The organism is Burkholderia pyrrocinia, from assembly GCF_018417535.1.
GTDB classification, from domain to species: domain Bacteria; phylum Pseudomonadota; class Gammaproteobacteria; order Burkholderiales; family Burkholderiaceae; genus Burkholderia; species Burkholderia pyrrocinia_E.
In genome coordinates this window covers 2,519,944-2,540,905 of record NZ_CP070977.1, presented here as the reverse complement: position 1 = coordinate 2,540,905, position 20,962 = coordinate 2,519,944, and the positions used below count along the sequence as shown (strand labels likewise).

Genomic DNA, 20,962 nt, shown 5'->3' with positions numbered 1-20,962 from the left:
ATGAGCGGGATCGATCCGAAACGTTTCGGCAAGGTGGCGGTGTTGTTCGGCGGCGAATCCGCCGAGCGCGAGGTGTCGCTCACCTCGGGCCGGCTCGTGCTGCAGGGCCTGCGCGATGCGGGCATTGACGCCCATCCGTTCGACCCGGCCGAGCGTCCGCTGGCGGCGCTCAAGGACGAGGGCTTCGAGCGCGCGTTCATCGCGCTGCACGGCGGCTACGGCGAGAACGGCCAGATCCAGGGCGCGCTCGATTTCTACGGGATCCGCTACACGGGCAGCGGCGTGCTCGGGTCGGCGCTCGGCCTCGACAAGTTCCGCACGAAGCTCGTGTGGCAGCAGACGGGCGTGCCGACGCCGCCGTTCGAGACGGTGATGCGCGGCGACGACCTCGCGGCGCGCGCGACCGACATCGTCGCGAAGCTCGGCCTGCCGCTGTTCGTGAAGCCGGCGAGCGAAGGTTCGAGCGTCGCGGTGCTGAAGGTGAAGACGGCCGACGCGTTGCCGGCCGCACTGTCGGAAGCCGCGACGCACGACAAGATCGTGATCGTCGAGAAGAGCATCGAAGGCGGCGGCGAATACACCGCATGCATCGCCGGCGATCTCGACCTGCCGCTGATCAAGATCGTGCCGGCGGGCGAGTTCTACGACTATCACGCGAAATACGTCGCCGACGATACGCAATACCTGATTCCGTGCGGCCTGCCGGCCGAGCAGGAAGCGGAACTGAAGCGCATCGCGCGCCGCGCGTTCGACGTGCTCGGCTGCACCGACTGGGGCCGCGCGGATTTCATGCTCGACGCGGCCGGCAATGCGTATTTCCTGGAAGTGAACACGGCCCCCGGGATGACCGACCACTCGCTGCCGCCGAAGGCCGCGCGTGCGGTCGGCATCAGCTATTCGGAGCTGGTCGTGAAGGTGCTGTCGCTCACGCTCAACGACTGACGCAGGAACGGAACGACGTATGTGGAACAACGTTCGCCAACTCAACCTTGCCGCCAGCGCGCTGTACGCGCTGCTGCTGCTCGTGTTGGCGGCGGCCGGCTGCTACTGGCTGATCCAGCGCCCGACGTTCGCGCTGCGGGAAATCCGGATCGACGGCGACACCGAGCACATCAATTCGCCGACGGTGCGCGCGGGCGTGGTCGGCCGGCTGAAGGGCAATTTCTTCACGGTCGATCTCGATACGGCGCGTGCCGCGTTCGAGCAGATGCCGTGGGTGCGGCACGCGAGCGTGCGCCGGGTGTGGCCGAATGCGCTGGCTGTCACGCTCGAGGAGTACAAACCGCTCGGGACCTGGGGCAGCGACCAGCTCGTGAGCGTCGACGGCGAGCTGTTCACCGCGAACCAGGGCGAGCTGGATCAGGCGTTGCCGGCGTTCGACGGCCCGGAGGGCAGTGCGAAGGAAGTCGTCACGCGGTATCGCGACTTCGGGAAATGGTTTGCGCCGCTGAAGGCGGCGCCGGAAGAAGTGACGCTGTCGGCGCGGTACGCGTGGACGGTGAAGCTGTCGAACGGCATGCAGGTCGAGCTGGGCAAGGAGCGCAACAGCGAATCGCTGCATGACCGGAGCCAGCGCCTCGTCGCAGCCTGGCCGGTCGTCACGGAGCGCTGGGGCAACGACATCGAGTACGCGGACCTGCGCTATCCGAACGGATTCGCGATTCGCGCGGCAGGCATGCGGTTCCTGACCGATACCGACAAGCGCAAGAAGTAACGAGAGATCACACGCAAGAGCACTTTATGAGCAAAGACTACAAGGATCTGCTGGTTTCCCTCGACATCGGCACGTCGAAGGTGGTGGCCATCGTCGCGGAGCTGAAGGGCGAGGGTCACTACGAGGTGATCGGTCTCGGCCAGAGCGAGTCGAAGGGTCTGAAGAAAGGTGTGGTGGTCAACATCGAGGCCACCGTGCAGTCGATCCAGCGCGCGCTCGAGGAAGCCGAGCTGATGGCCGACTGCAAGATCACCAACGTGTTCACGGGGATCGCGGGCAGCCACATCCGCAGCTTCAACTCGAGCGGGATGGTCGCGATCAAGGACAAGGAAGTCACGCAGACCGACGTCGCACGGGTGATCGAGACCGCGAAGGCGATCAACATCCCGACCGACCAGCAGGTGCTGCACATCCTCACGCAGGAATTCATCATCGACGGCCAGGAAGACGTGCGCGAGCCGATCGGGATGAGCGGCATCCGCCTCGAGGTGAAGGTGCACATCGTGACGGGCGCGGTGAGCGCCGCGCAGAACATCGTCAAGTGCGTGCGCCGCTGCGGGCTGGAAGTGAACGACCTGATCCTGCAGCCGCTCGCGTCGTCGCTGGCCGTGCTGACGGAAGACGAGAAGGATCTCGGCGTGGTGCTGGTCGACGTCGGCGGCGGCACGACGGACATCGCGATCTTCGCCGAAGGCGCGATCCGCCACACCGCGGTGATTCCGATCGCCGGCGACCAGATCACGAGCGACATCGCGATGGCGCTGCGCACGCCGACGCCGGATGCGGAAGACATCAAGGTCGGCTACGGGATCGCGAAGCAGGCGCTCGCCGATCCGGACGAGATGGTCGAAGTGCCGGGCCTCGGCGAACGCGGCCCGCGCACGCTGTCGCGCCAGGCGCTCGCGGCCGTGATCGAGCCGCGCGTCGAGGAACTGTTCTCGCTCGTGCAGCAGGTCGTGCGCGAGTCGGGTTATGAAGAACTGCTGAGCTCCGGCGTGGTCATTACCGGCGGTGCCGCGATGATGCCGGGCATGGTCGAGCTCGGCGAAGACATTTTCCTGAAACCGGTGCGCATCGGCGCGCCGGAGTATGCAGGCGGCCTCTCCGACGTCGTGCGCAATCCGCGCTACTCGACGGCGATGGGGCTGCTCGTCGAAGGCAGTGCTCAGCGCATGCGCGGCCGCAAGGTCGCCGTGCAGTCCGGCAACGCGGGGCAGGTGTTCTCGCGGATGAAGGAATGGTTCCTGAGCAACTTTTGACGAACCGAATCGAAATTCGCGCTGGTGCCGGCGGCTGGCGCGCGACAGGGGGTTGCCCGATCTCCTGCCGAATAACGGCCGATTAGCAGTCTTTCTCTTGACGGAGGCAACATGGAATTCGAAATGCTGGAAACCGAGACCAACGGCACCATCATCAAGGTGGTCGGCGTTGGCGGCGCTGGCGGCAATGCCGTCCAGCACATGATCAACCGCGGCGTGCAGGGCGTCGACTTCATCGTGATGAACACGGACGCCCAGGCGCTGTCGCGTTCGCGTGCATCGTCGGTGATCCAGCTTGGCAACACGGGCCTCGGCGCCGGTGCGAAGCCGGAAATGGGCCGTGCGGCAGCGGAAGAAGCGCGTGAGCGCATCGCCGACGCACTGCGCGGCGCGCACATGGTGTTCATCACGGCCGGCATGGGCGGCGGTACGGGCACGGGCGCGGCGCCGGTGGTCGCGCAGATCGCGAAGGAGATGGGCATCCTGACGGTCGGTGTCGTCAGCAAGCCGTTCGAGTTCGAAGGCGGCAAGCGCATGCGCGTCGCCGAAGCAGGTTCGCAGCAACTGGAGGATCACGTCGACTCGCTGATCGTCGTGCTGAACGACAAGCTGTTCGACGTGATGGGCGACGACGCCGAGATGGACAAGTGCTTCCAGTGCGCGGACGACGTGTTGAACAACGCAGTCGCAGGCATCGCTGAAATCATCAACGTCGATGGCCTCGTGAACGTCGACTTCGAAGACGTGAAGACGGTGATGGGCGAGCAGGGCAAGGCGATGATGGGCACGGCGACGGTCGCCGGCGTCGATCGCGCACGCCTCGCGGCGGAACAGGCCGTGGCGAGCCCGCTGCTCGAAGGCGTCGATCTGTCGGGTGCGCGCGGCGTGCTGGTCAACATCACGTCGAGCCGTTCGCTGCGCCTGTCGGAAACGCGCGAAGTGATGAACACGATCAAGAGCTACGCGGCGGAAGATGCCACGGTGATCTTCGGTGCGGTGTACGACGACGCGATGGGCGACGCGTTGCGCGTGACGGTCGTGGCGACGGGTCTGGGCCGTGCGGCGAAGAAGCAGCAATCGGCTCCGATGACGCTGCTGCGCACGGGTACGGACAACCAGCCGGTCAGCGCGGTGTCGCATGGCTATGCGCAGCCGCATCACGTCAGCACGGCCGACTACGGCGCGCTCGATACGCCGGCGGTGTGGCGCAACTCGCGCGAAACCGCGGCATCGCACGTGCAGGCGCTGCAGGAGAAGGGGGTCGACACGTACGACATCCCGGCTTTCCTGCGCAAGCAGGCTGACTGACGCAAACACAGGCGAAGCCGCGGCGGAATCGCCGCGGTATCGCCGGCGTGACGGATGCTGCGGACCACGACAGGCCGCGTCGGATGCGACGCCGGGCCGGGAAACGTGCCCTCTTCGCTTCGGCGGGGCGGGATGGGCCGTGCTGTCCGCAACACGCTGAAAAACCGTATCGCTATGAGGGACCAGCCATGATTCAAGTGGGCGACGCGCTGCCCGACGCGCAGTTGTTCGAGTTCATCGACGACGCGCGCGAAGGCTGCACGCTGGGGCCGAATGCCTTCAGCGTGCGCGACCAGGTCGCGGGAAAGCGGGTGGTGATCTTCGGATTGCCGGGCGCTTTCACGCCGACCTGCTCGGCGCAGCATGTGCCGGGCTACGTCGAACACGCTGAGCAACTGCGCTCGGCGGGTATCGACGAGATCTGGTGCGTGTCCGTCAATGACGCATTCGTGATGGGCGCATGGGGACGTGATCTGCACACCGCGGGCAAGGTGCGCATGATGGCGGACGGCAGCGCGGCTTTCACTCATGCGCTGGGGCTGACGCAGGATTTGTCCGCGCGTGGCATGGGAATTCGTTCCCTGCGCTACGCGATGGTGATTGACGGCGGTGTGGTCAAGACGCTGGCCGTCGAGGCGCCGGGCAAATTCGAAGTGAGCGATGCGGCGAGTGTTCTCGCGACGTTGACGTCCTGATCGTGCGGTGCGCCGTTGCCTGCCGGCAACGCTGCTCACCGGCCTCAGGGCAGTTGTAACACGGGCCGATGACCGGAAACGCCTCCGTTCCGGGCATTGGCCCGTCCCGTATCGGCGCGGGTAAACTGTCGAAACAGATTGATACGCAGTTTCAAACAGCGTTGAATAGGGAATTACGCTATAATCTCGTCTATCGAATATAACTCCTGATTGATATCTTCAATCAAGACGAAGAACACCATGCTGAAGCAGCGCACCATCAAATCGATCGTGAAGACCGTGGGTATCGGTCTCCACTCGGGCCGCAAGATCGAACTGACGCTCCGTCCGGCCGCGCCGGGCACGGGCATCGTCTTCTCGCGCATTGACCTGCCGACGCCCGTCGACATTCCCGCATCGGCGATGTCGATCGGCGACACGCGGCTCGCGTCGGTGCTGCAGAAGGATGGCGCGCGCGTGTCGACGGTCGAGCACCTGATGTCGGCGTGCGCCGGCCTCGGCATCGACAACCTCTATGTCGACGTGACGGCCGAGGAAATCCCGATCATGGACGGCAGCGCGGCGACCTTCGTGTTCCTGATCCAGTCCGCCGGCATCGAGGAGCAGAACGCGCCGAAGCGCTTCATCAAGGTGACGAAGCCGGTTGAAATCCGCGACGGCGACAAGTTCGCGCGTCTCGATCCGTATTTCGGCTTCAAGCTGAAGTTCTCGATCGACTTCCGCCACCCGGCCGTCGACAAGACCGGCCAGGAGCTCGAGGTTGATTTCGCGAATACGTCGTACGTGCGTGAGATCGCGCGTGCGCGCACGTTCGGCTTCGCGCACGAAGCCGAGATGCTGCGCGAGCTGGGCCTGGCGCGCGGCGGCAGCATGGACAACGCGATCGTGCTCGACGAGTACCGGATCCTGAACAACGACGGGCTGCGCTACGACGACGAGTTCGTGAAGCACAAGATGCTCGACGCGATCGGCGACCTGTACGTGGTCGGCCATCCGCTGCTGGCGTCGTACACCGCGTACAAGTCGGGGCACGGGCTGAACAACGCGCTGCTGCGCGAGCTGCTCGCGCACGAAGACGCCTACGAGATCGTCACGTTCGACGATCCGCAGGCCGCGCCGAGCGGCTTCGCGTTCGACGCGCAGACGGCCTTCGCCTGACCGGCGTTCGGCACCAGCCAACAAAAAAGCGGCCTGCGGGCCGCTTTTTTGTTGGCCGGACGCCGCCGCGGCGCGCTCAGCGCGGCGATTTCGCGCCGTGCCGGGCCGCCATCCGCGCGAGCGCGGCCTGTAGCGGCGACGGTTCGAGATGATCGGCGAGGTCGCGCAATGCGGCGGCGCCGACCGAGGTCATCCGCGCCTGCTTCACATGCGGCGGCTCCGGTGCGTCCTTCGGGCGCACGCGCACGCGCAGCGTCGCGACGGGCCAGCCGCGCTTCTGGAGATCGCCGAGCAGCCGCGGCTCGACCTGCCGCAGCCGCGCAGCCAGCGCATTGTGTGCGGCAAAGAGGGTCAGGGTGCCGTCCTTGATGAAGCCCGGTTCGACATGATTCGCAAGATAGTCGGGCAGGAGCGCGGACAGATCGCGCTGCAGCGACGCGATCTGCTCGACGCCGGCGCGCAGCGCCGTGAACGCGTCGGTGCGGCAGAGCACTTCGGACACGGGTTGCGGGCGATACGCGGCGAGCGGGCCGAAACGCTTGGAAAATCGGTTCATCGAGGCATTCTTCGGGCGCGCACGCGCGCGGACGTTGACGCCGATTGTACCCGCGCCAGCCTGCCCACGGGCGGCTTTCGCCCCGTCCGCCCGGCTGTCGGCGCGCAATGGCCGTCCGGCCGAGACACGGGCGCACGCGTTCCCGCGTGCTAAAATTCACCGTTTGAGTCCACTAATTCGCTAAGCCGCCGAGGCTCGGGCGTCGGGGCGCGCAATACGCGCCGGGCGCCGGTGCTGCGACGCAGGATCCGATCCGATGACAACCGGTTTTCTCCAGAAAATTTTTGGCAGCCGCAACCAGCGGCTCGTCAAGCAATACCAAAAGACCGTCACGACGATCAATGCGCTCGAAACGCAGATCGAGAAGCTGACGGACGACCAGTTGCGCGGCAAGACGGACGAATTCCGCCAGCGGGTCGCGGCCGGCGAGTCGCTCGACAAGCTGCTGCCCGAAGCGTTCGCGGTCTGCCGCGAAGCGAGCCGCCGCGTGCTGAAGATGCGCCACTTCGACGTGCAGATGATCGGCGGCATGGTGCTGCACTACGGCAAGATCGCGGAAATGCGCACCGGCGAAGGCAAGACGCTCGTCGCGACGCTGCCCGTGTACCTGAATGCGCTGGCCGGCCGCGGCGTGCACGTCGTGACCGTCAACGACTACCTCGCGCAGCGTGACGCCGAATGGATGGCGCGCCTCTACAACTTCCTCGGTCTGTCGGTCGGCATCAACCTGTCCGGCATGGAGCACGACCAGAAGCAGCAGGCCTACGCAGCGGACATCACGTACGGTACGAACAACGAGTTCGGCTTCGACTACCTGCGCGACAACATGGTCTACGAGACCGACGCGCGCGTGCAGCGGGCACTGAACTTCGCGGTCGTCGACGAGGTGGACTCGATCCTGATCGACGAAGCGCGCACGCCGCTGATCATCTCGGGCCAGGCCGAGGATCACACCGAGCTGTACGTGCGGATGAACGCGCTGCCGCCGCTGCTCGAGCGTCAGATCGGCGAGGAGAAGGCCGACGGCACGGGCGTCGAGAAGCCGGGCGACTACACGCTCGACGAGAAGTCACGCCAGGTGTTCCTGACGGAATCGGGCCACGAGAAGGCCGAGCGACTGCTCGCCGAATGGGGCCTGATCGGCGACGGCGAGAGCCTGTACGCGCCGCAGAACATCACGCTGATGCACCACGTGTACGCGGCGCTGCGCGCGCACACGCTGTTCCACAAGGACCAGCACTACGTCGTGCAGAACGGCGAAGTGGTCATCGTCGACGAATTCACGGGCCGCCTGATGGCCGGCCGCCGCTGGTCCGACGGCCTGCACCAGGCTGTCGAGGCGAAGGAACACGTGAAGATCCAGAGCGAGAACCAGACGCTCGCATCGATCACGTTCCAGAACTACTTCCGGATGTACGCGAAGCTGGCGGGCATGACGGGTACCGCGGACACCGAAGCGTACGAATTCAACGAGATCTACGGCCTCGAGACGGTCGTGATCCCGACCAACCGTCCGCCGAAGCGGATCGACAAGCAGGACCAGATCTACAAGACGGCCAAGGAGCGCTACGACGCGGTGATCCGCGACATCCGCGACTGCTACGAGCGCGGCCAGCCGGTGCTGGTCGGCACGACGTCGATCGAGAACTCCGAGCTGCTGTCGCACCTGCTGAAGCAGGCCGGGCTGCCGCACGAAGTGCTGAACGCGAAGCAGCACGAGCGTGAAGCCGCGATCGTCGCGGAAGCCGGCCGTCCGAACCGCGTCACCATCGCGACCAACATGGCCGGCCGCGGCACCGACATCGTGCTCGGCGGCAACGCCGAGAAGCAGGCCGCGTTCATCGAGGCCGACGAAGCGATCCCGGCCGACGAGAAGGCGCGCCGCATCCAGCAACTGCACGACGAGTGGGAGACGCTGCACGAGCAGGTGAAGGCCGCGGGCGGCCTGCACATCATCGGCACCGAGCGCCACGAATCGCGCCGGATCGACAACCAGTTGCGCGGCCGTGCGGGTCGCCAGGGCGATCCGGGCTCGTCGCGCTTCTACCTGTCGCTCGACGATCCGCTGCTGCGCATCTTCGCGGGCGACCGCGTGCGCTCGATCATGGATCGCCTGAAGATGCCGGAAGGCGAGGCGATCGAGGCCGGCATCGTCACGCGTTCGATCGAATCCGCGCAGCGCAAGGTCGAAGCGCGCAACTTCGACATCCGCAAGCAGCTGCTCGAATACGACGACGTGTCGAACGACCAGCGCAAGGTCATCTACCAGCAGCGCAACGAACTGCTCGAAGCACACGACATCACAGAGACGATCACCGCGATGCGCCACGGCGTGATTGCCGAAGTCGTCCGCCAGTTCGTGCCGGAAGGCAGCATCGAGGAGCAGTGGGACGTGCCCGAGCTCGAGGAAGCGCTGCGCAACGACTGGCAGCTCGACCTCGCGATCCAGGAAATGGTGAACGAGTCGACGTCGATCACGGCCGAGGAGATTCTCGACGCCGTGATGACGGCCGCCGACGAGCAGTACGACGCAAAGGTCGCGATGGTCGGCCGCGAATCGTTCAGCGCGTTCGAGCGCTCGGTGATGCTGCAGACGGTCGACCGCCTGTGGCGCGAACACCTCGCGGCGCTCGACCACCTGCGCCAGGGCATCCACCTGCGTGGTTATGCGCAGAAGAACCCGAAGCAGGAATACAAGCGCGAAGCGTTCGAGCTGTTCGCCGCGATGCTCGAGGCGATCAAGCAGGAAGTCACGCGGGTCGTGATGAACGTGCAGATCCAGTCGCCGGAGCAGCTCGAGGAAGCGGCCGAGCAGATCGAGGAGCGCAGCGGCCATCTCGAGAACGTCGAGTACCAGCACGCCGAGTTTGCCGAAGCCGCAGCGCCGGTGGCCGGCGGGGCGGCTGTCGCGGCCGCGGCGGCGACGGCCGACATGGTCGACAGCGCGATGCTCCACAGCGGCCCCGGCGGCGAGATGCCGAAGGTCGGCCGTAACGATCCGTGCCCGTGCGGCAGCGGCAAGAAGTACAAGCACTGTCACGGGAAGCTGTCATGATCGACGGCGGCGCGCATCACGCGTGCCGCTTCGTTCGCAGCTTCGAGTGAGTGATGTGAGTTGCGGCGGCCCGCGCGTGCGGCCGCCGGTTCTTCCAATCGATGCCGGCGCGTGCCGGCATTTTCCATCCGGCAGGTGTGCCCCATGGCTGTCAATTTTCCGTCGATCGATCCCGCCCAACTGCATCCCGTCGCCGGCGTCACGCTCGGCTGGGCGGAAGCGAACATCCGCAAGCCGAATCGCAAGGACGTGCTGGTGATCTCCGTCGACGAAGGGGCGACGGTCGCGGGCGTGTTCACCGAAAACCGCTTTTGCGCCGCGCCGGTCACCGTCTGCCGCGAGCATCTGGCGAAGGTGCGCGCGGGCGGCGCGGGCATCCGTGCACTGGTCGTGAATACGGGCAATGCGAACGCGGGCACCGGCGAGCCGGGCCTCGTGAACGCCCGCGAGACCTGCACGGAACTCGCACGCCTCGCGGGTATCGAGCCGGCGCAGGTGCTGCCGTTCTCGACCGGCGTGATCCTCGAGCCGCTGCCGATCGACCGCCTGAAGGCCGGCCTGCCGGCAGCGCTCGAGAACCGCAAGGCCGGGAGCTGGTTTGACGCCGCGCAGGCGATCATGACGACCGACACGCTGCCGAAGGCCGCGTCGCGCCAAGTCACGATCGACGGCCACACGGTCACGCTGACGGGCATCAGCAAGGGCGCCGGCATGATCAAGCCGAACATGGCGACGATGCTCGGCTTCCTCGCGTTCGACGCGAACGTCGCGCAGCCGGTGCTCGACACGCTCGTGAGGGAAGTCGCCGACCGCTCGTTCAACTGCATCACGATCGACGGCGACACGTCGACGAACGATTCGTTCATCCTGATCGCGTCGGGCAAGAGCACGCTGCCCGCGATCACGTCGACCGATTCGCCGGCCTATGCAGCGCTGCGCGACGCGGTGACGGAAGTCGCGCAGGTGCTGTCGCAACTGATCGTGCGCGACGGCGAAGGCGCGACGAAATTCATGACGGTGCAGGTCGAAGGCGGCAAGAGCGTCGCGGAATGCCGCCAGATCGCGTACGCGATCGGCCATTCGCCGCTGGTGAAGACGGCCTTCTACGCATCCGACCCCAACCTCGGCCGGATTCTCGCGGCGATCGGCTATGCGGGCGTCGCGGACCTCGACGTCGGCAAGATCGACCTCTATCTCGACGACGTGCTCGTCGCGAAGGCGGGCGGCCGCAACCCGGCCTACCAGGAAGAGGACGGCCAGCGCGTGATGAAGCAGAGCGAAATCACGATCCGCGTGCTGCTCGGCCGCGGCGACGCGCAGGCCACCGTGTGGACGTGCGACCTGTCGCACGATTACGTGAGCATCAACGCGGATTACCGCTCCTGATCGGGAGCGCTCGAACGACATGGACAAGCTTGAACAGTTTCTGACGCGCGCGGAAGCGCTGCTCGGCCGTCTCGAGGGGGTGTTGCCGCCTGCGCCGGCGGCCGTCGACTGGAACGCCGCGCACGCGTTCCGCTGGCGCAAGCGCCAGGGGCGCGGCTACCTGCAGCCGGTGCCGGCAGTGTCGTCGATCACGCTCGGCGACCTGCACAACATCGATCGCCAGAAAGGGCTGATCGAACAGAACACGCGGCAGTTCGTGCAGCAGAAGCCGGCCAACAACGTGCTGCTGACCGGCGCGCGCGGCACCGGCAAGTCGTCGCTGATCAAGGCGTGCCTGAACGCATATGCGAAGGACGGGCTGCGCCTGATCGAAGTCGACAAGGACGACCTGCACGATCTCGGCGACATCGTCGAGCTGATCTCGCAGCGTCCCGAGCGGTTCATCGTGTTTTGCGACGACCTGTCGTTCGAGGAAGGCGAATCGGGCTACAAGGCGCTGAAGGTCGCGCTCGACGGCTCGATCGCCGCGCAGTCGGACAACGTGCTGATCTACGCGACGTCGAACCGCCGCCATCTGCTGCCTGAGTACATGAGCGACAACGAGTCGTACAAGCATCTTCCGGATGGCGAGATTCACCCCGGCGAAGTCGTCGAGGAGAAGATCTCGCTGTCGGAGCGCTTCGGCCTGTGGGTCAGCTTCTATCCGTTCAAGCAGGACGACTACCTCGGCATCGTCGCGCACTGGCTGCGTCATTTCGGCTGCGCGGATGCGGAGATCGAGTCCGCGCGCGGCGACGCGCTCGTATGGGCGCTCGAGCGCGGCTCGCGGTCGGGACGCGTCGCGTGGCAGTTCGCGCGCGACTGGTCGGGCCGCAAGGAGCAGGCATGAGCGCGAATCTCGCACAGGGCGCAGTACGGGCGCCGGATGGCCGCAAGGTGACGGAAGTCGCGGTTGGCGTGATGGTGCAGCCGGACGGCCGCTACCTGCTCGCGCAGCGGCTGCAGGGCAAGCCGTATGAAGGCTACTGGGAGTTTCCGGGCGGCAAGCTGGAGGCCGGCGAGAGCGTCGAGGACGCGCTGGCGCGCGAACTGCACGAGGAACTCGGCATCGTCGTCACGGCCAGCCATCGCTGGCACACGCTCGAGCACGATTATCCGCACGCGTACGTGCGGCTCTATTTCTGCAAGGTGACGGGCTGGACGGGCGAGCCGCACAGCAAGGAAGGGCAGGCGTTCGTGTGGCAGCAACTGCCGGTCGACGTCGCGCCGCTGCTGCCGGCAGCGCTGCCGGTGCTCGAACTGCTCGAGAAGGAAGCGGCGTCGCACTGATGCCGCGGCGGCCTGCGTGAAAGGCGGGCCATATCGCCGGCGGGCGGTGCCGCGCGCCGCTTAGCTGTCGCGGCGGTCGTCCGTGCCGTCTTCTTCCGACGAAGGGCCTTCGTCGGACGTACCGCCGATCCGGTACTTTTCCGCAGCCCAGGCGCCGAGGTCGAGCTGCTTGCAGCGTGCCGAACAGAACGGGCGGAACTGATTTTCAGATGTCCAGCGCACTTGGGCGCCGCACGACGGGCATTTCACAACGGTAGTCATACGAAAGCGTCGATCCGGCACGCGGCCGTTACAGATTGCACAGTGTCAGATGGAACGGCACGTCGATGTCCACCGCGCGCGGCCGCACATCGCCGTCCTGCATGGTGAACCGTACCCACAGCATGTATTTGTTCGCGCTCGCTTCGGGAATGACGCGCAACTCCGGCGGTACGCGCACCTGCATCAACTGGTAGGTGCGGCCGGACAGCATCTGCTGGTAGCTGCCCTGCATCGCCATGACCTTCGACGCCTGGCCCGATTCGCGTGCGAGGCGCAGCACGATCGACGCGGCGTCGCGCAGCGGCAGCATCGGCATGATCCACTTCGCGATGTCCTGGCGCCGCTGCTCGGCGGGCCATTGCTGCCACGCGTAGTACGACGGCAGGTCGAACTTGCAGGTGCCGCCGGGAATCACCGCGCGGCTGCGGATGCTGGCGAGCCACTCGTTGTCGACGAGGTGCTGCCCGGTCTTGCCCTGCATCTGCGCGAGATTCGCGAGCGTCTGCTCGATTTCGCCGAGCACGGCTTCGAGCGCGTTCTGCTCGATGCCCGGATTGCCGCGAAAGGGGGCGAGCGTCTGGCGTTGACGTTCGAGCTCCTTCATCAGATCCGATTTCAGGTCCGCGCGGCCGGTTACCTCGGCGATTTCGAACAGCGTCGTCAGCGCGACGTGGTGTTCACGCGGGTCCTCCTGAGCCAAAAAGAACGCGAAGCGCTCGAACAGGTCTTCGAGGCGCAACAGCGTGCGAATTCGCTCGTTGAACGGATACTCGTAAAGAATCAAGCGCGCTCGCCTCTTGGGTAGGGATTGAAACAATGCAGGACATTCTAATGCTCACGCTCTACCCTAGCAACGCACCAATTTCGTACGCCATCACGATTACGCACGCGGCTCAGTGCGCGGCGGCCGCGAACCCGAGATAGCGTTGGTGCAGTGCATCGACCTGCGCGGCGAGCGCATCGGGCGTCGTCGCGTCGTTGACGATCACGTCGTCGGCCGCCGCGAGACGGGCTTCGCGCGTTGCCTGTCTTGCGATGATTGCCTCGACCTGCGCGCGCGTGAACCCGTTGCGCTGCATCACGCGCGCGATCTGCATTTCGACCGGGCAGTCGACGACGAGCACGCGATTGCTGCGCGCCTTCCAGTTGCCCGACTCGACGAGCAGCGGCACGACGAACATCACATACGGGCCCTGCGCTTCGCGCGCCTCGCGATCGGTTTCCGCGCGGATCAGCGGGTGCGTGATTGCCTCGAGGCGCCGGCGCGCGTCGTCGTCGCTGAAGATCAGCGCGCGCATCTTCGCGCGGTCGAGCGCGCCGTCGGCAGCAACGAAGCCGCGGCCGAATGCCTGTTCGATCGCAGGCATCGCGAGGCCGCCCGGCGCGGTGATGCGGTGGGCGATCAGGTCGGTATCGACGAGCGATGCGCCGCGGGCGCCGAACAGGTCGGCGACGGTCGTCTTGCCGCTGCCGATGCCGCCGGTGAGTCCTACTGCGAACATGTCAGCCTCCGAGCGCCGCATAAAAAGGGGTGCCGAAAAACAGCGTCGCGACGCCGCCCGCCGCGAGGAACGGGCCGAACGGAATCGGCTCCTCGAAGCGCATGCGGCCGCGCCAGGTCGCGACGAGCCCGACGATTGCGCCCGTCACCGCGGCGAACAGCACGACCTGCGGCAGTGCGGCCCAGCCCATCCACGCGCCGAGCGCGGCGAGCAGCTTCAGATCGCCGAAGCCGATGCCCTCGATGCCGCGCAACCATTTGAACAGCCAGTAGACCGACCACAGGAACAGGTAACCGGCCATTGCGCCGATCACGGCCGAGCGCAGCGACGTGAACGTGCCGCCGAGGTTCAGCACGAGCCCGGCCCAGAGGAGCGGCAGCGTCATCGAATCGGGCAGGTAACCGGTGCGGATATCGATCGCGCTCATCGCAAGCAGCGCGGCGCACAGCGCGAAGGCGGCAAGCGCGGCGACGGTCGGGCCGAACGCGGCGAGCGAGCCGGCGGCGAGCAGCGCGCACGCGAGCTCGACGAGCGGATAACGGATGCCGATCGCGTGGCCGCAGCGGCGGCAGCGTCCGCGCAGTATCAGGTAGCTGACGAGCGGGATGTTTTCCCACGCGCGCAGCACATGGCCGCAATGCGGGCATGCGCTGCGCGGGCGCCACAGATCGTAGCGCGGCGGATAACCGTCGTCGGGGGCGGTGCTGGCGTTGCCGGTCGCTTCGGCGATCTCGGCCTGCCATGCGCGCTGCATCATCACCGGCAGACGGTGCACGACCACGTTCAGGAAGCTGCCGATGCAAAGGCCGATGACGACCGCGAACGCATACTGCAACGCGGGCGGCAGCATCGCCAGCGCGAGCAGCGTGCTCTCGGGCGAATCGGGAACGGCGTACAGGGGCGCGGGCGTCATGAGGCTCAAGGTTCGGGCTAAAAGGCGACAGAATCGGTTGCGATGCTACACCACGTTGCCGAGCTGAAGGATGGGCAGGTACATCGCGATCACGAGGCCGCCGACGAGTGCGCCCAGTACGATCACGATCAGCGGTTCCCCGAGTGCCGCGAGCGTCTCGAGACGCGTGTCGAGCTGGCGTTCGCACAGCGCGGCGAGGTCGGCGAGCATCGTGTCGAGCGCACCGGTCTCCTCGGCGACGGCGATCGGTTGCACGACGTCGTCCGGGAAGCAGCCGACCGACTGCATCGCGTCGGCGAGACGCGCGCCGTGCAGCACGCGTGCCGCGATGTGCGCGGTGGCCTGCTCGAACACCGGATGGCCGGCCGTGCGCTCGAGCGTGGCGAAGGCGTCGGCGAGCGGGACGCCGGCGCCGAGCAGCGTCGCAAGCGAGCGGCACCAGCGTGCGGCCGCGAACCGCGCAAGCGCGCTGCCTGCGAGCGGGGCACGCAGCAGGCGCCGCGCGACGGCATGGCGCAGCGGCGCCGACCGCCGAAGCGCGTGATGGGCGGCAAGCCCCGTTGCCGTGGCACCGGCCACGAGCACACCGCCCCACGCCGACAGCGCCGAGGACAGCGCGAGCAGTGCGCGGGTCGGCGCCGGCAGTGCGGTGCCGAAACCGTCGAAGATCTGCCGGAACGTCGGCACGACCCACACCATCAACGCAGCCGAGATCGCGAGCGCGAACAGGATGACGGCTGCCGGATACGCGAGCGCGGCACGCAGCTTGCGCCACTGCGCGTCGGCGCGCTCGCGGTGTTCCGCGACCCGTGTCAGCACGATGCCGAGCGAGCCGGATGCTTCGCCGACCTCGATCAACTGGCGATACAGCGTACCGAACTGCGCTGGATAGCGTGCGAGCGCATCGGCGAAGCGTTGCCCGCCGACGATCTCGCGGGCGAGACCCGCGGCGATGCGCGGCACGCCGTCGCGTGTACGCGTACGCGCGAGCATCTCGAGCGACGGCGCGAGCGGCAGGCCGGCCTGCAGCAGGCTCGCGAGCTGGCGCGTGAAGCGCGTGATGTCCCGTGCGCCGGCCGTCGGCGGCCGGGCCGGCCCGCGGACGTCGAGCGACAGTACCGCGATGCCGTCGCGCGCGAGCGCGGCGCGCGCAGCCGCTGCGTCGAAGGCGATGACGGTCCCGCGACGCGGCGTGCCGTCGCGGCGGCGGCCGCGCCATGCGAAGCGGGTTTCGCGCGGCGTCGTGCGCATGCTCACGACGCCGGTGTCGCGGCGACGGCTTCCGCGATGCTCGTCGTGCCGTCCCGGACGCGCGCGAAGGCCGCGTCGCGCAGATTGCGCACGCCTTCGGCCGCCGCGCATTGCGCGAGTTCGCCGACGCTCGCCCGCGCGACGATGCGTTCCGCCAGCGCGCGCGATACCGGCATCGTCTGATGCAGGCCGATACGGCCGCGATAGCCGATACCGTGACACGCGGAACAGCCGCGCGCGACGAACGGCCGCCATCCGGCTGCCAGGGCCGCCGCGTCGCAGCCGGCTTCCCGCAGCACGTGCGCCGGTGCGTCCGAGTGCACGCGGCACGCGACGCACAGGCGCCGGACGAGACGCTGAGCGGTGACGAGGTGCAGCGCGGCCGCGAGGTTGTACGGCGCGACGCCGATGTCGAGCAGCCGCGCGACGGCGGCCGGCGCGTCGTTCGTGTGCAGCGTCGACAGCACGAGATGGCCGGTCTGCGCGGCCTTGATCGCGACGTCGGCCGTCTCCGCATCGCGAATCTCGCCGACCATGATGATGTCCGGATCCTGCCGCAGCAGCGCGCGCAGTGCCGTCGCGAACGTGAGCCCCGCCTTTTCGGCGACACCGACCTGGCTGATCCCGTCGAGCTGGATCTCGGCGGGATCCTCGACCGTGCAGACGTTGTGCGCGTCGCGATCGAGCATCTGCAGCGCGCAGTAGAGCGACAGCGTCTTGCCGCTGCCGGTCGGGCCCGTGACGAGCACGAGGCCGTGCGGTGCGCGTATCGCCGCCTCCATCGCGGCCGCCTGCTGCGCGTCGAAACCGAGGCGGGCGAGCGTGAGATCGGGCGGCAGCGTTTCGAGGCGCCGCAGCACGAGCTTTTCGCCGAACAGTGTGGGTAGCGAACTGACGCGGTAGTCGCCGCGCGTGCCGCCGTCGATCGCGATGCGCAGCCTGCCGTCCTGCGGGAGGCGCCGCTCGGCGATGTCCATGCGCGCGAGGACCTTGATCCGTGTGACGAGCGCGTCGCGCAGGTGCAGGGGCGGCCGCGCATGTTCGTGCAGCACGCCGTCGATGCGCAGGCGGATGCGCCAGCCGGCTTCGAACGGTTCGACATGGATGTCGGATGCGTCGCGCACGCGTGCCGCGTGAAGCGTGTCGGTCAGCAGCCGCACGGCCGGGGCATCGTCGAGCTGGGCCGCGTCGAGCGCGTGGGGTGCGGCGGCGGGCGACGCATCGGAGCGGGCGGGCGTCGGCTGCGTGCGCAGCGGTGCCCCGGGGGGAGGGAAATGCATGTGAGCCGGCGCGTCGGCCGCCTGTTGAACGTGACCCGCAGATGGTCGCGCGTCGCGGGCGGCTCCGGCAGTCGGCCGTTCGGCTAGGGCCTGTTCCCGCCAATAACGGGCTTGCGAACGTGGCTTGCCGGTCGGAGTGCAACGAGTGAGGAGCGCCGTTTGGCCGAGCCGAACAAGCGACGCGCGACGCCGCAATACGGCCGGCAACGCGCGTTCCCCTGTTTTGGAAAAGTTCATTCGTCGGGCTGACCACCAGAAGGGCCGATCGCCGCGTCATGCTCCTCGCGAATACGCGTCGAGTATTCGCTTCGTCCCACAGGGACTCCCGTTGGTCGTCGCATTCCTTGCGCTCGGCCCTTCTGGGGGCCAGCGCAAGCCCGTTATTGGCGGGAACAGGCCTAGCGCAGGGCGGCGCGTGCGGTGCGCGTGCCGCGCGGCTTGAAGAGCTTGACGGTGCGCACGGCCTGGTCGTCGCTGCGCATCACCTCGAGCATCACGTCGCCGATTTTCAGGCACACGTCGTCTTCCGGAATTTCCTCGAGGATTTCTAGAATCAACCCGTTCAGCGTCTTCGGCCCGTCGGTCGGCAGCTTCAGGAGCAGCCAGCGGTTCAGTTCGCGCAGCGGCATGCTGGCCGAGACGATGCATTCGCCGTTCTCGTCCCAGCCGCCCGCGCGTTCGCTGCGCGGCATCGAGGTCGTGAATTCGCCGATCAGCTCCTCGATGATGTCTTCGGGCGTGACGAGCCCTTCGAGCTCGCCGTACTCGTTGACGACGAGCGCGGTACGCTGCCGGGTCTCCTGGAAAAACTGGAGCTGCTGAACCACCGGCGTGCCCGACGGCACGTAGTACGGCTCGGCGAGCAGCGAGCGCAGCATTTCGCGATCGAACTCCTGGTTGTGCAGCGCGGTGAGCGTCTTGCGCACGTGCAGCACGCCGAGCACCTTGTCGATGTCGCCTTCGTAGACGACGAGCCGGTTGTGATAGCAGGTTTCGAGCTCGTGCAGGACGTCGTCGAGCGGTGCGTAGAAGTTGAGCGACTCGATCTGGCGGCGGGGCACCATCACGTCGTCGACCGTGATGTTCTCGAGGTCGAACAGGTTGAGCAGGATGCTGCGGTGCTTGGTCGGCATGAAACTGCTCGACTCGAGCACGATGGCCCGCAACTCGTCGGCTGACATCCGCTGGTCGCGGCCCTTCTTCGTGTTGATGCGCAGCACCCACAGTACGCCGTTCGCGAGCGCGTTGACGAACCAGACGACCGGCTTGAACACGCGCATCAGCGGTGCGATCACGAGGCTCGCAGGCAGGGCGATGCGTTCGGGGAAGGTCGCGCCGACGATCTTCGGCGCGATTTCCGCGAACACGATGATCAGGAACGCGACGATGCCGGTCGCGATCGACAGCGCGAGGTTGTTGCGGCCGAACGTATGAAGCGCGAGCGACGTCGTGAGGACCGGGATGATCGTGTTGAACAGGTTGTTGCCGATCAGGATCACGCTGAGCAGCAGGTCAGTCCGCGTGAGAAGCCCCTGCGTCGTTTTCGCGCCGAGCGCACCCTGGCCGGCGAGATGCTTCAGCCGATGGCGATTGAGCGCCATCATCGCAGTCTCGGAAATGGAAAAGAAGCTGGAACAGAGGAGAAGCAGGAAGACGGCGCCGATTTGCGCCCATAAGGGAATTTGGTCCACGCGTCGGAAAGGGCAGTGAAGGACAGGGATGGAGGGAATATAGCAGAGGCCGGCGACCGCGATGTGTCGGGCGCGACACGATGGGCCCGCGGCGGCCGGACGAAAAAAAACCGTGCACGCAGTGCACGGTTTTTTACAAATCTGGTCGGGGTGAGAGGATTCGAACCTCCGGCCTCTACGTCCCGAACGTAGCGCTCTACCAGGCTAAGCTACACCCCGATTTGGACTCTTCCGATTTCGCAGTCTTCTTCAAGACCGCTGCGTCGTCGAGCAAGAACATAACTATAACGACGTTTCTTCGAAAATGGAATACTTTGGCGAAGAAATTTTTTGGGACAGGTGATCGCGCCGTGTCGAACGTGCGTCGTCGCAGCAGTGGCGGCGACGCACGCAATGCATTTACGACTGCCGCGACGTCGAGTACGAGCACAGCGCGAGCAGGCTCTCCTTGTAGATCGAATCGGGGAACGCGGCGATCGCTGCCGCGGCCGCCTGCGCTTCCTGGCGTGCGCATTCGAGCGTGTGATCCAGCGCGCCCGAGCGCGTGATCGCTTCGAAAATCGTGTCGAAGCGATCGGTGCCGCCCTGTTCGATCGCCTCGCGTGCAAGCGCCGACTGCTCGGGCGTACCGCGTTCGATCAGGTAGATGAGCGGCAGCGTCGGCTTGCCTTCGCGCAGGTCGTCGCCGGCATTCTTGCCCATCGCTTCGACGGCGCCCGCGTAGTCGAGCCAGTCGTCCATGATCTGAAACGCGGTGCCGATCCGGCGGCCGTATTCGGCGGCGGCGGACTCGGTCGGCGCATCGGCGCCCGCGAGCACCGCGCCCAGGCGCGCAGACGCCTCGAACAGCTTGGCCGTCTTGTAGCGGATCACCTGCATGTAGCGCGTTTCGTCGACGTCCGCATCGTGCATGTTGAGGAGCTGCAGCACCTCGCCTTCGGAAATGATCGTCGTTGCTTCGGACAGGATCTCCATCACGCGCATCTTGCCGACGCCGACCATCATCTCGAACGAGCGCGAATAGAGGTAATCGCCTACCAGCACGCTCGCCGCGTTGCCGAACAGCGCATTGGCGGTCTGGCGGCCACGGCGCAGCTCGGATTCGTCGACGACGTCGTCGTGCAGCAGCGTGGCCGTGTGGATGAACTCGACGACCGCGGCCAGTACGTGCCGCTGGTGCGACGTTTCGCCGAGCGCGCCGGCGACGAGCAGCAGCAACGCCGGACGCAGCCGCTTGCCGCCCGCGCCGATGATGTACTCGGCGATCTGGTTGATCAGCAGCACGTCGGACGCGAGGCTTTGCCGGATAACGCGATTCACCTGCTCCATGTCGCTGGTGATCGGAGCGAGCAGGTGGGCGGCGCTGAGGGTGGGGGAGGCGGTGGACGACGACATGATGATGGAATTGGGTGATGCCGCGGATTATAAGTCGAATCCGAGATATCCCGGTCTGTCGGACGCGCCGCAGCAGCGATTTAGGCCGTCCGGCCGAGGCCGGCGTGCGGCAATCGTCGATCGGTTTTGACTTCGGTGCTAACCCCATGTATAATCACGTGTTTTCCGCGCGTGGTGTGCGGAAAATTTGGATCCAGAGTGAGGTTCTC

At 66.6% G+C, this 20,962-nt stretch carries 19 protein-coding genes and 1 tRNA gene; 10 read left to right on the top strand and 10 right to left on the bottom strand.

The window, feature by feature from the left end:
- The 6 genes from JYG32_RS11805 (at nucleotide 1) to lpxC (ending at nucleotide 6,134) form a co-directional block, all read left to right on the top strand.
- Nucleotides 1-942 (top strand): D-alanine--D-alanine ligase, encoded by a 942-nt coding sequence (locus JYG32_RS11805; protein ID WP_174381796.1) that lies wholly within the window; start codon nucleotides 1-3, stop codon nucleotides 940-942.
- Between the two features lie 19 nt (nucleotides 943-961).
- Nucleotides 962-1,714: a cell division protein FtsQ/DivIB gene (locus JYG32_RS11800; protein WP_174381797.1), complete on the top strand. Its 753-nt coding sequence runs from the start codon at nucleotides 962-964 to the stop codon at nucleotides 1,712-1,714.
- Nucleotides 1,715-1,740: 26 nt separating this feature from the next.
- Complete coding sequence (gene ftsA, locus JYG32_RS11795) at nucleotides 1,741-2,973, top strand: cell division protein FtsA (RefSeq protein ID WP_034182640.1); 1,233 nt, start codon at nucleotides 1,741-1,743, stop codon at nucleotides 2,971-2,973.
- Nucleotides 2,974-3,084: 111 nt separating this feature from the next.
- On the top strand, nucleotides 3,085-4,281 hold the full coding sequence (gene ftsZ, locus JYG32_RS11790) for a cell division protein FtsZ (RefSeq protein WP_006477012.1): 1,197 nt from the start codon (nucleotides 3,085-3,087) through the stop codon (nucleotides 4,279-4,281).
- Between the two features lie 188 nt (nucleotides 4,282-4,469).
- Complete coding sequence (locus tag JYG32_RS11785) at nucleotides 4,470-4,976, top strand: peroxiredoxin (protein ID WP_031398947.1); 507 nt, start codon at nucleotides 4,470-4,472, stop codon at nucleotides 4,974-4,976.
- A 240-nt stretch (nucleotides 4,977-5,216) separates the two neighbouring features.
- The gene (gene lpxC, locus JYG32_RS11780) at nucleotides 5,217-6,134 is read left to right on the top strand and encodes a UDP-3-O-acyl-N-acetylglucosamine deacetylase (RefSeq protein ID WP_047899723.1); all 918 of its coding nucleotides are present in this window, start codon (nucleotides 5,217-5,219) and stop codon (nucleotides 6,132-6,134) included.
- A 76-nt stretch (nucleotides 6,135-6,210) separates the two neighbouring features.
- Here lpxC and JYG32_RS11775 read toward each other — a convergent pair whose 3' ends face one another.
- Nucleotides 6,211-6,690, bottom strand: coding sequence for a DUF721 domain-containing protein (locus JYG32_RS11775; RefSeq protein ID WP_213263642.1), 480 nt, complete (start codon nucleotides 6,688-6,690; stop codon nucleotides 6,211-6,213).
- 256 nt (nucleotides 6,691-6,946) lie between these two features.
- Here JYG32_RS11775 and secA point away from each other — a divergent pair, with 256 nt between their 5' ends.
- The 4 genes from secA to JYG32_RS11755 all read left to right on the top strand — a co-directional run bounded on the left by secA (nucleotide 6,947) and on the right by JYG32_RS11755 (nucleotide 12,460).
- The gene (gene secA / locus JYG32_RS11770) at nucleotides 6,947-9,745 is read left to right on the top strand and encodes a preprotein translocase subunit SecA (protein ID WP_174381799.1); all 2,799 of its coding nucleotides are present in this window, start codon (nucleotides 6,947-6,949) and stop codon (nucleotides 9,743-9,745) included.
- 144 nt (nucleotides 9,746-9,889) lie between these two features.
- Complete coding sequence (gene argJ / locus JYG32_RS11765; protein WP_213263641.1) at nucleotides 9,890-11,131, top strand: bifunctional glutamate N-acetyltransferase/amino-acid acetyltransferase ArgJ; 1,242 nt, start codon at nucleotides 9,890-9,892, stop codon at nucleotides 11,129-11,131.
- Between the two features lie 19 nt (nucleotides 11,132-11,150).
- Nucleotides 11,151-12,020: an ATP-binding protein gene (locus JYG32_RS11760; RefSeq protein WP_174381801.1), complete on the top strand. Its 870-nt coding sequence runs from the start codon at nucleotides 11,151-11,153 to the stop codon at nucleotides 12,018-12,020.
- The gene (locus JYG32_RS11755) at nucleotides 12,017-12,460 is read left to right on the top strand and encodes an NUDIX domain-containing protein (protein WP_174381802.1); all 444 of its coding nucleotides are present in this window, start codon (nucleotides 12,017-12,019) and stop codon (nucleotides 12,458-12,460) included. Before JYG32_RS11760 ends, JYG32_RS11755 begins: the two co-directional genes overlap by 4 nt.
- Before the next feature lie 60 nt (nucleotides 12,461-12,520).
- Here the strand turns inward: JYG32_RS11755 and JYG32_RS11750 are convergent, their stop codons facing one another.
- The 9 genes from JYG32_RS11750 to JYG32_RS11710 form a co-directional block, all read right to left on the bottom strand.
- Nucleotides 12,521-12,721, bottom strand: a complete 201-nt coding sequence (locus tag JYG32_RS11750; protein ID WP_213263640.1) for a DNA gyrase inhibitor YacG — start codon at nucleotides 12,719-12,721, stop codon at nucleotides 12,521-12,523.
- A gap of 28 nt (nucleotides 12,722-12,749) precedes the next feature.
- On the bottom strand, nucleotides 12,750-13,505 hold the full coding sequence (gene zapD, locus JYG32_RS11745; protein ID WP_047899730.1) for a cell division protein ZapD: 756 nt from the start codon (nucleotides 13,503-13,505) through the stop codon (nucleotides 12,750-12,752).
- A 109-nt stretch (nucleotides 13,506-13,614) separates the two neighbouring features.
- Nucleotides 13,615-14,223 carry a dephospho-CoA kinase gene (gene coaE / locus JYG32_RS11740; RefSeq protein ID WP_213263639.1) on the bottom strand — a complete coding sequence of 203 codons (609 nt, stop codon included), beginning with the start codon at nucleotides 14,221-14,223 and terminating at the stop codon, nucleotides 13,615-13,617.
- Nucleotide 14,224: 1 nt separating this feature from the next.
- The gene (locus tag JYG32_RS11735) at nucleotides 14,225-15,136 is read right to left on the bottom strand and encodes a prepilin peptidase (protein WP_213263638.1); all 912 of its coding nucleotides are present in this window, start codon (nucleotides 15,134-15,136) and stop codon (nucleotides 14,225-14,227) included.
- 45 nt (nucleotides 15,137-15,181) lie between these two features.
- Entirely contained in the window at nucleotides 15,182-16,387 is a 1,206-nt protein-coding gene (locus JYG32_RS11730; protein ID WP_213263637.1) for a type II secretion system F family protein, read from the bottom strand.
- A gap of 2 nt (nucleotides 16,388-16,389) precedes the next feature.
- Nucleotides 16,390-17,667, bottom strand: coding sequence for a GspE/PulE family protein (locus tag JYG32_RS11725; protein ID WP_213263636.1), 1,278 nt, complete (start codon nucleotides 17,665-17,667; stop codon nucleotides 16,390-16,392).
- Nucleotides 17,668-18,065: 398 nt separating this feature from the next.
- On the bottom strand, nucleotides 18,066-19,358 hold the full coding sequence (locus tag JYG32_RS11720) for an HlyC/CorC family transporter (protein ID WP_174383624.1): 1,293 nt from the start codon (nucleotides 19,356-19,358) through the stop codon (nucleotides 18,066-18,068).
- A 142-nt stretch (nucleotides 19,359-19,500) separates the two neighbouring features.
- Nucleotides 19,501-19,577, bottom strand: a tRNA-Pro gene (locus JYG32_RS11715).
- Between the two features lie 180 nt (nucleotides 19,578-19,757).
- Nucleotides 19,758-20,753 carry a polyprenyl synthetase family protein gene (locus tag JYG32_RS11710; RefSeq protein ID WP_213263635.1) on the bottom strand — a complete coding sequence of 332 codons (996 nt, stop codon included), beginning with the start codon at nucleotides 20,751-20,753 and terminating at the stop codon, nucleotides 19,758-19,760.
- Nucleotides 20,754-20,962: the final 209 nt, after the last annotated feature.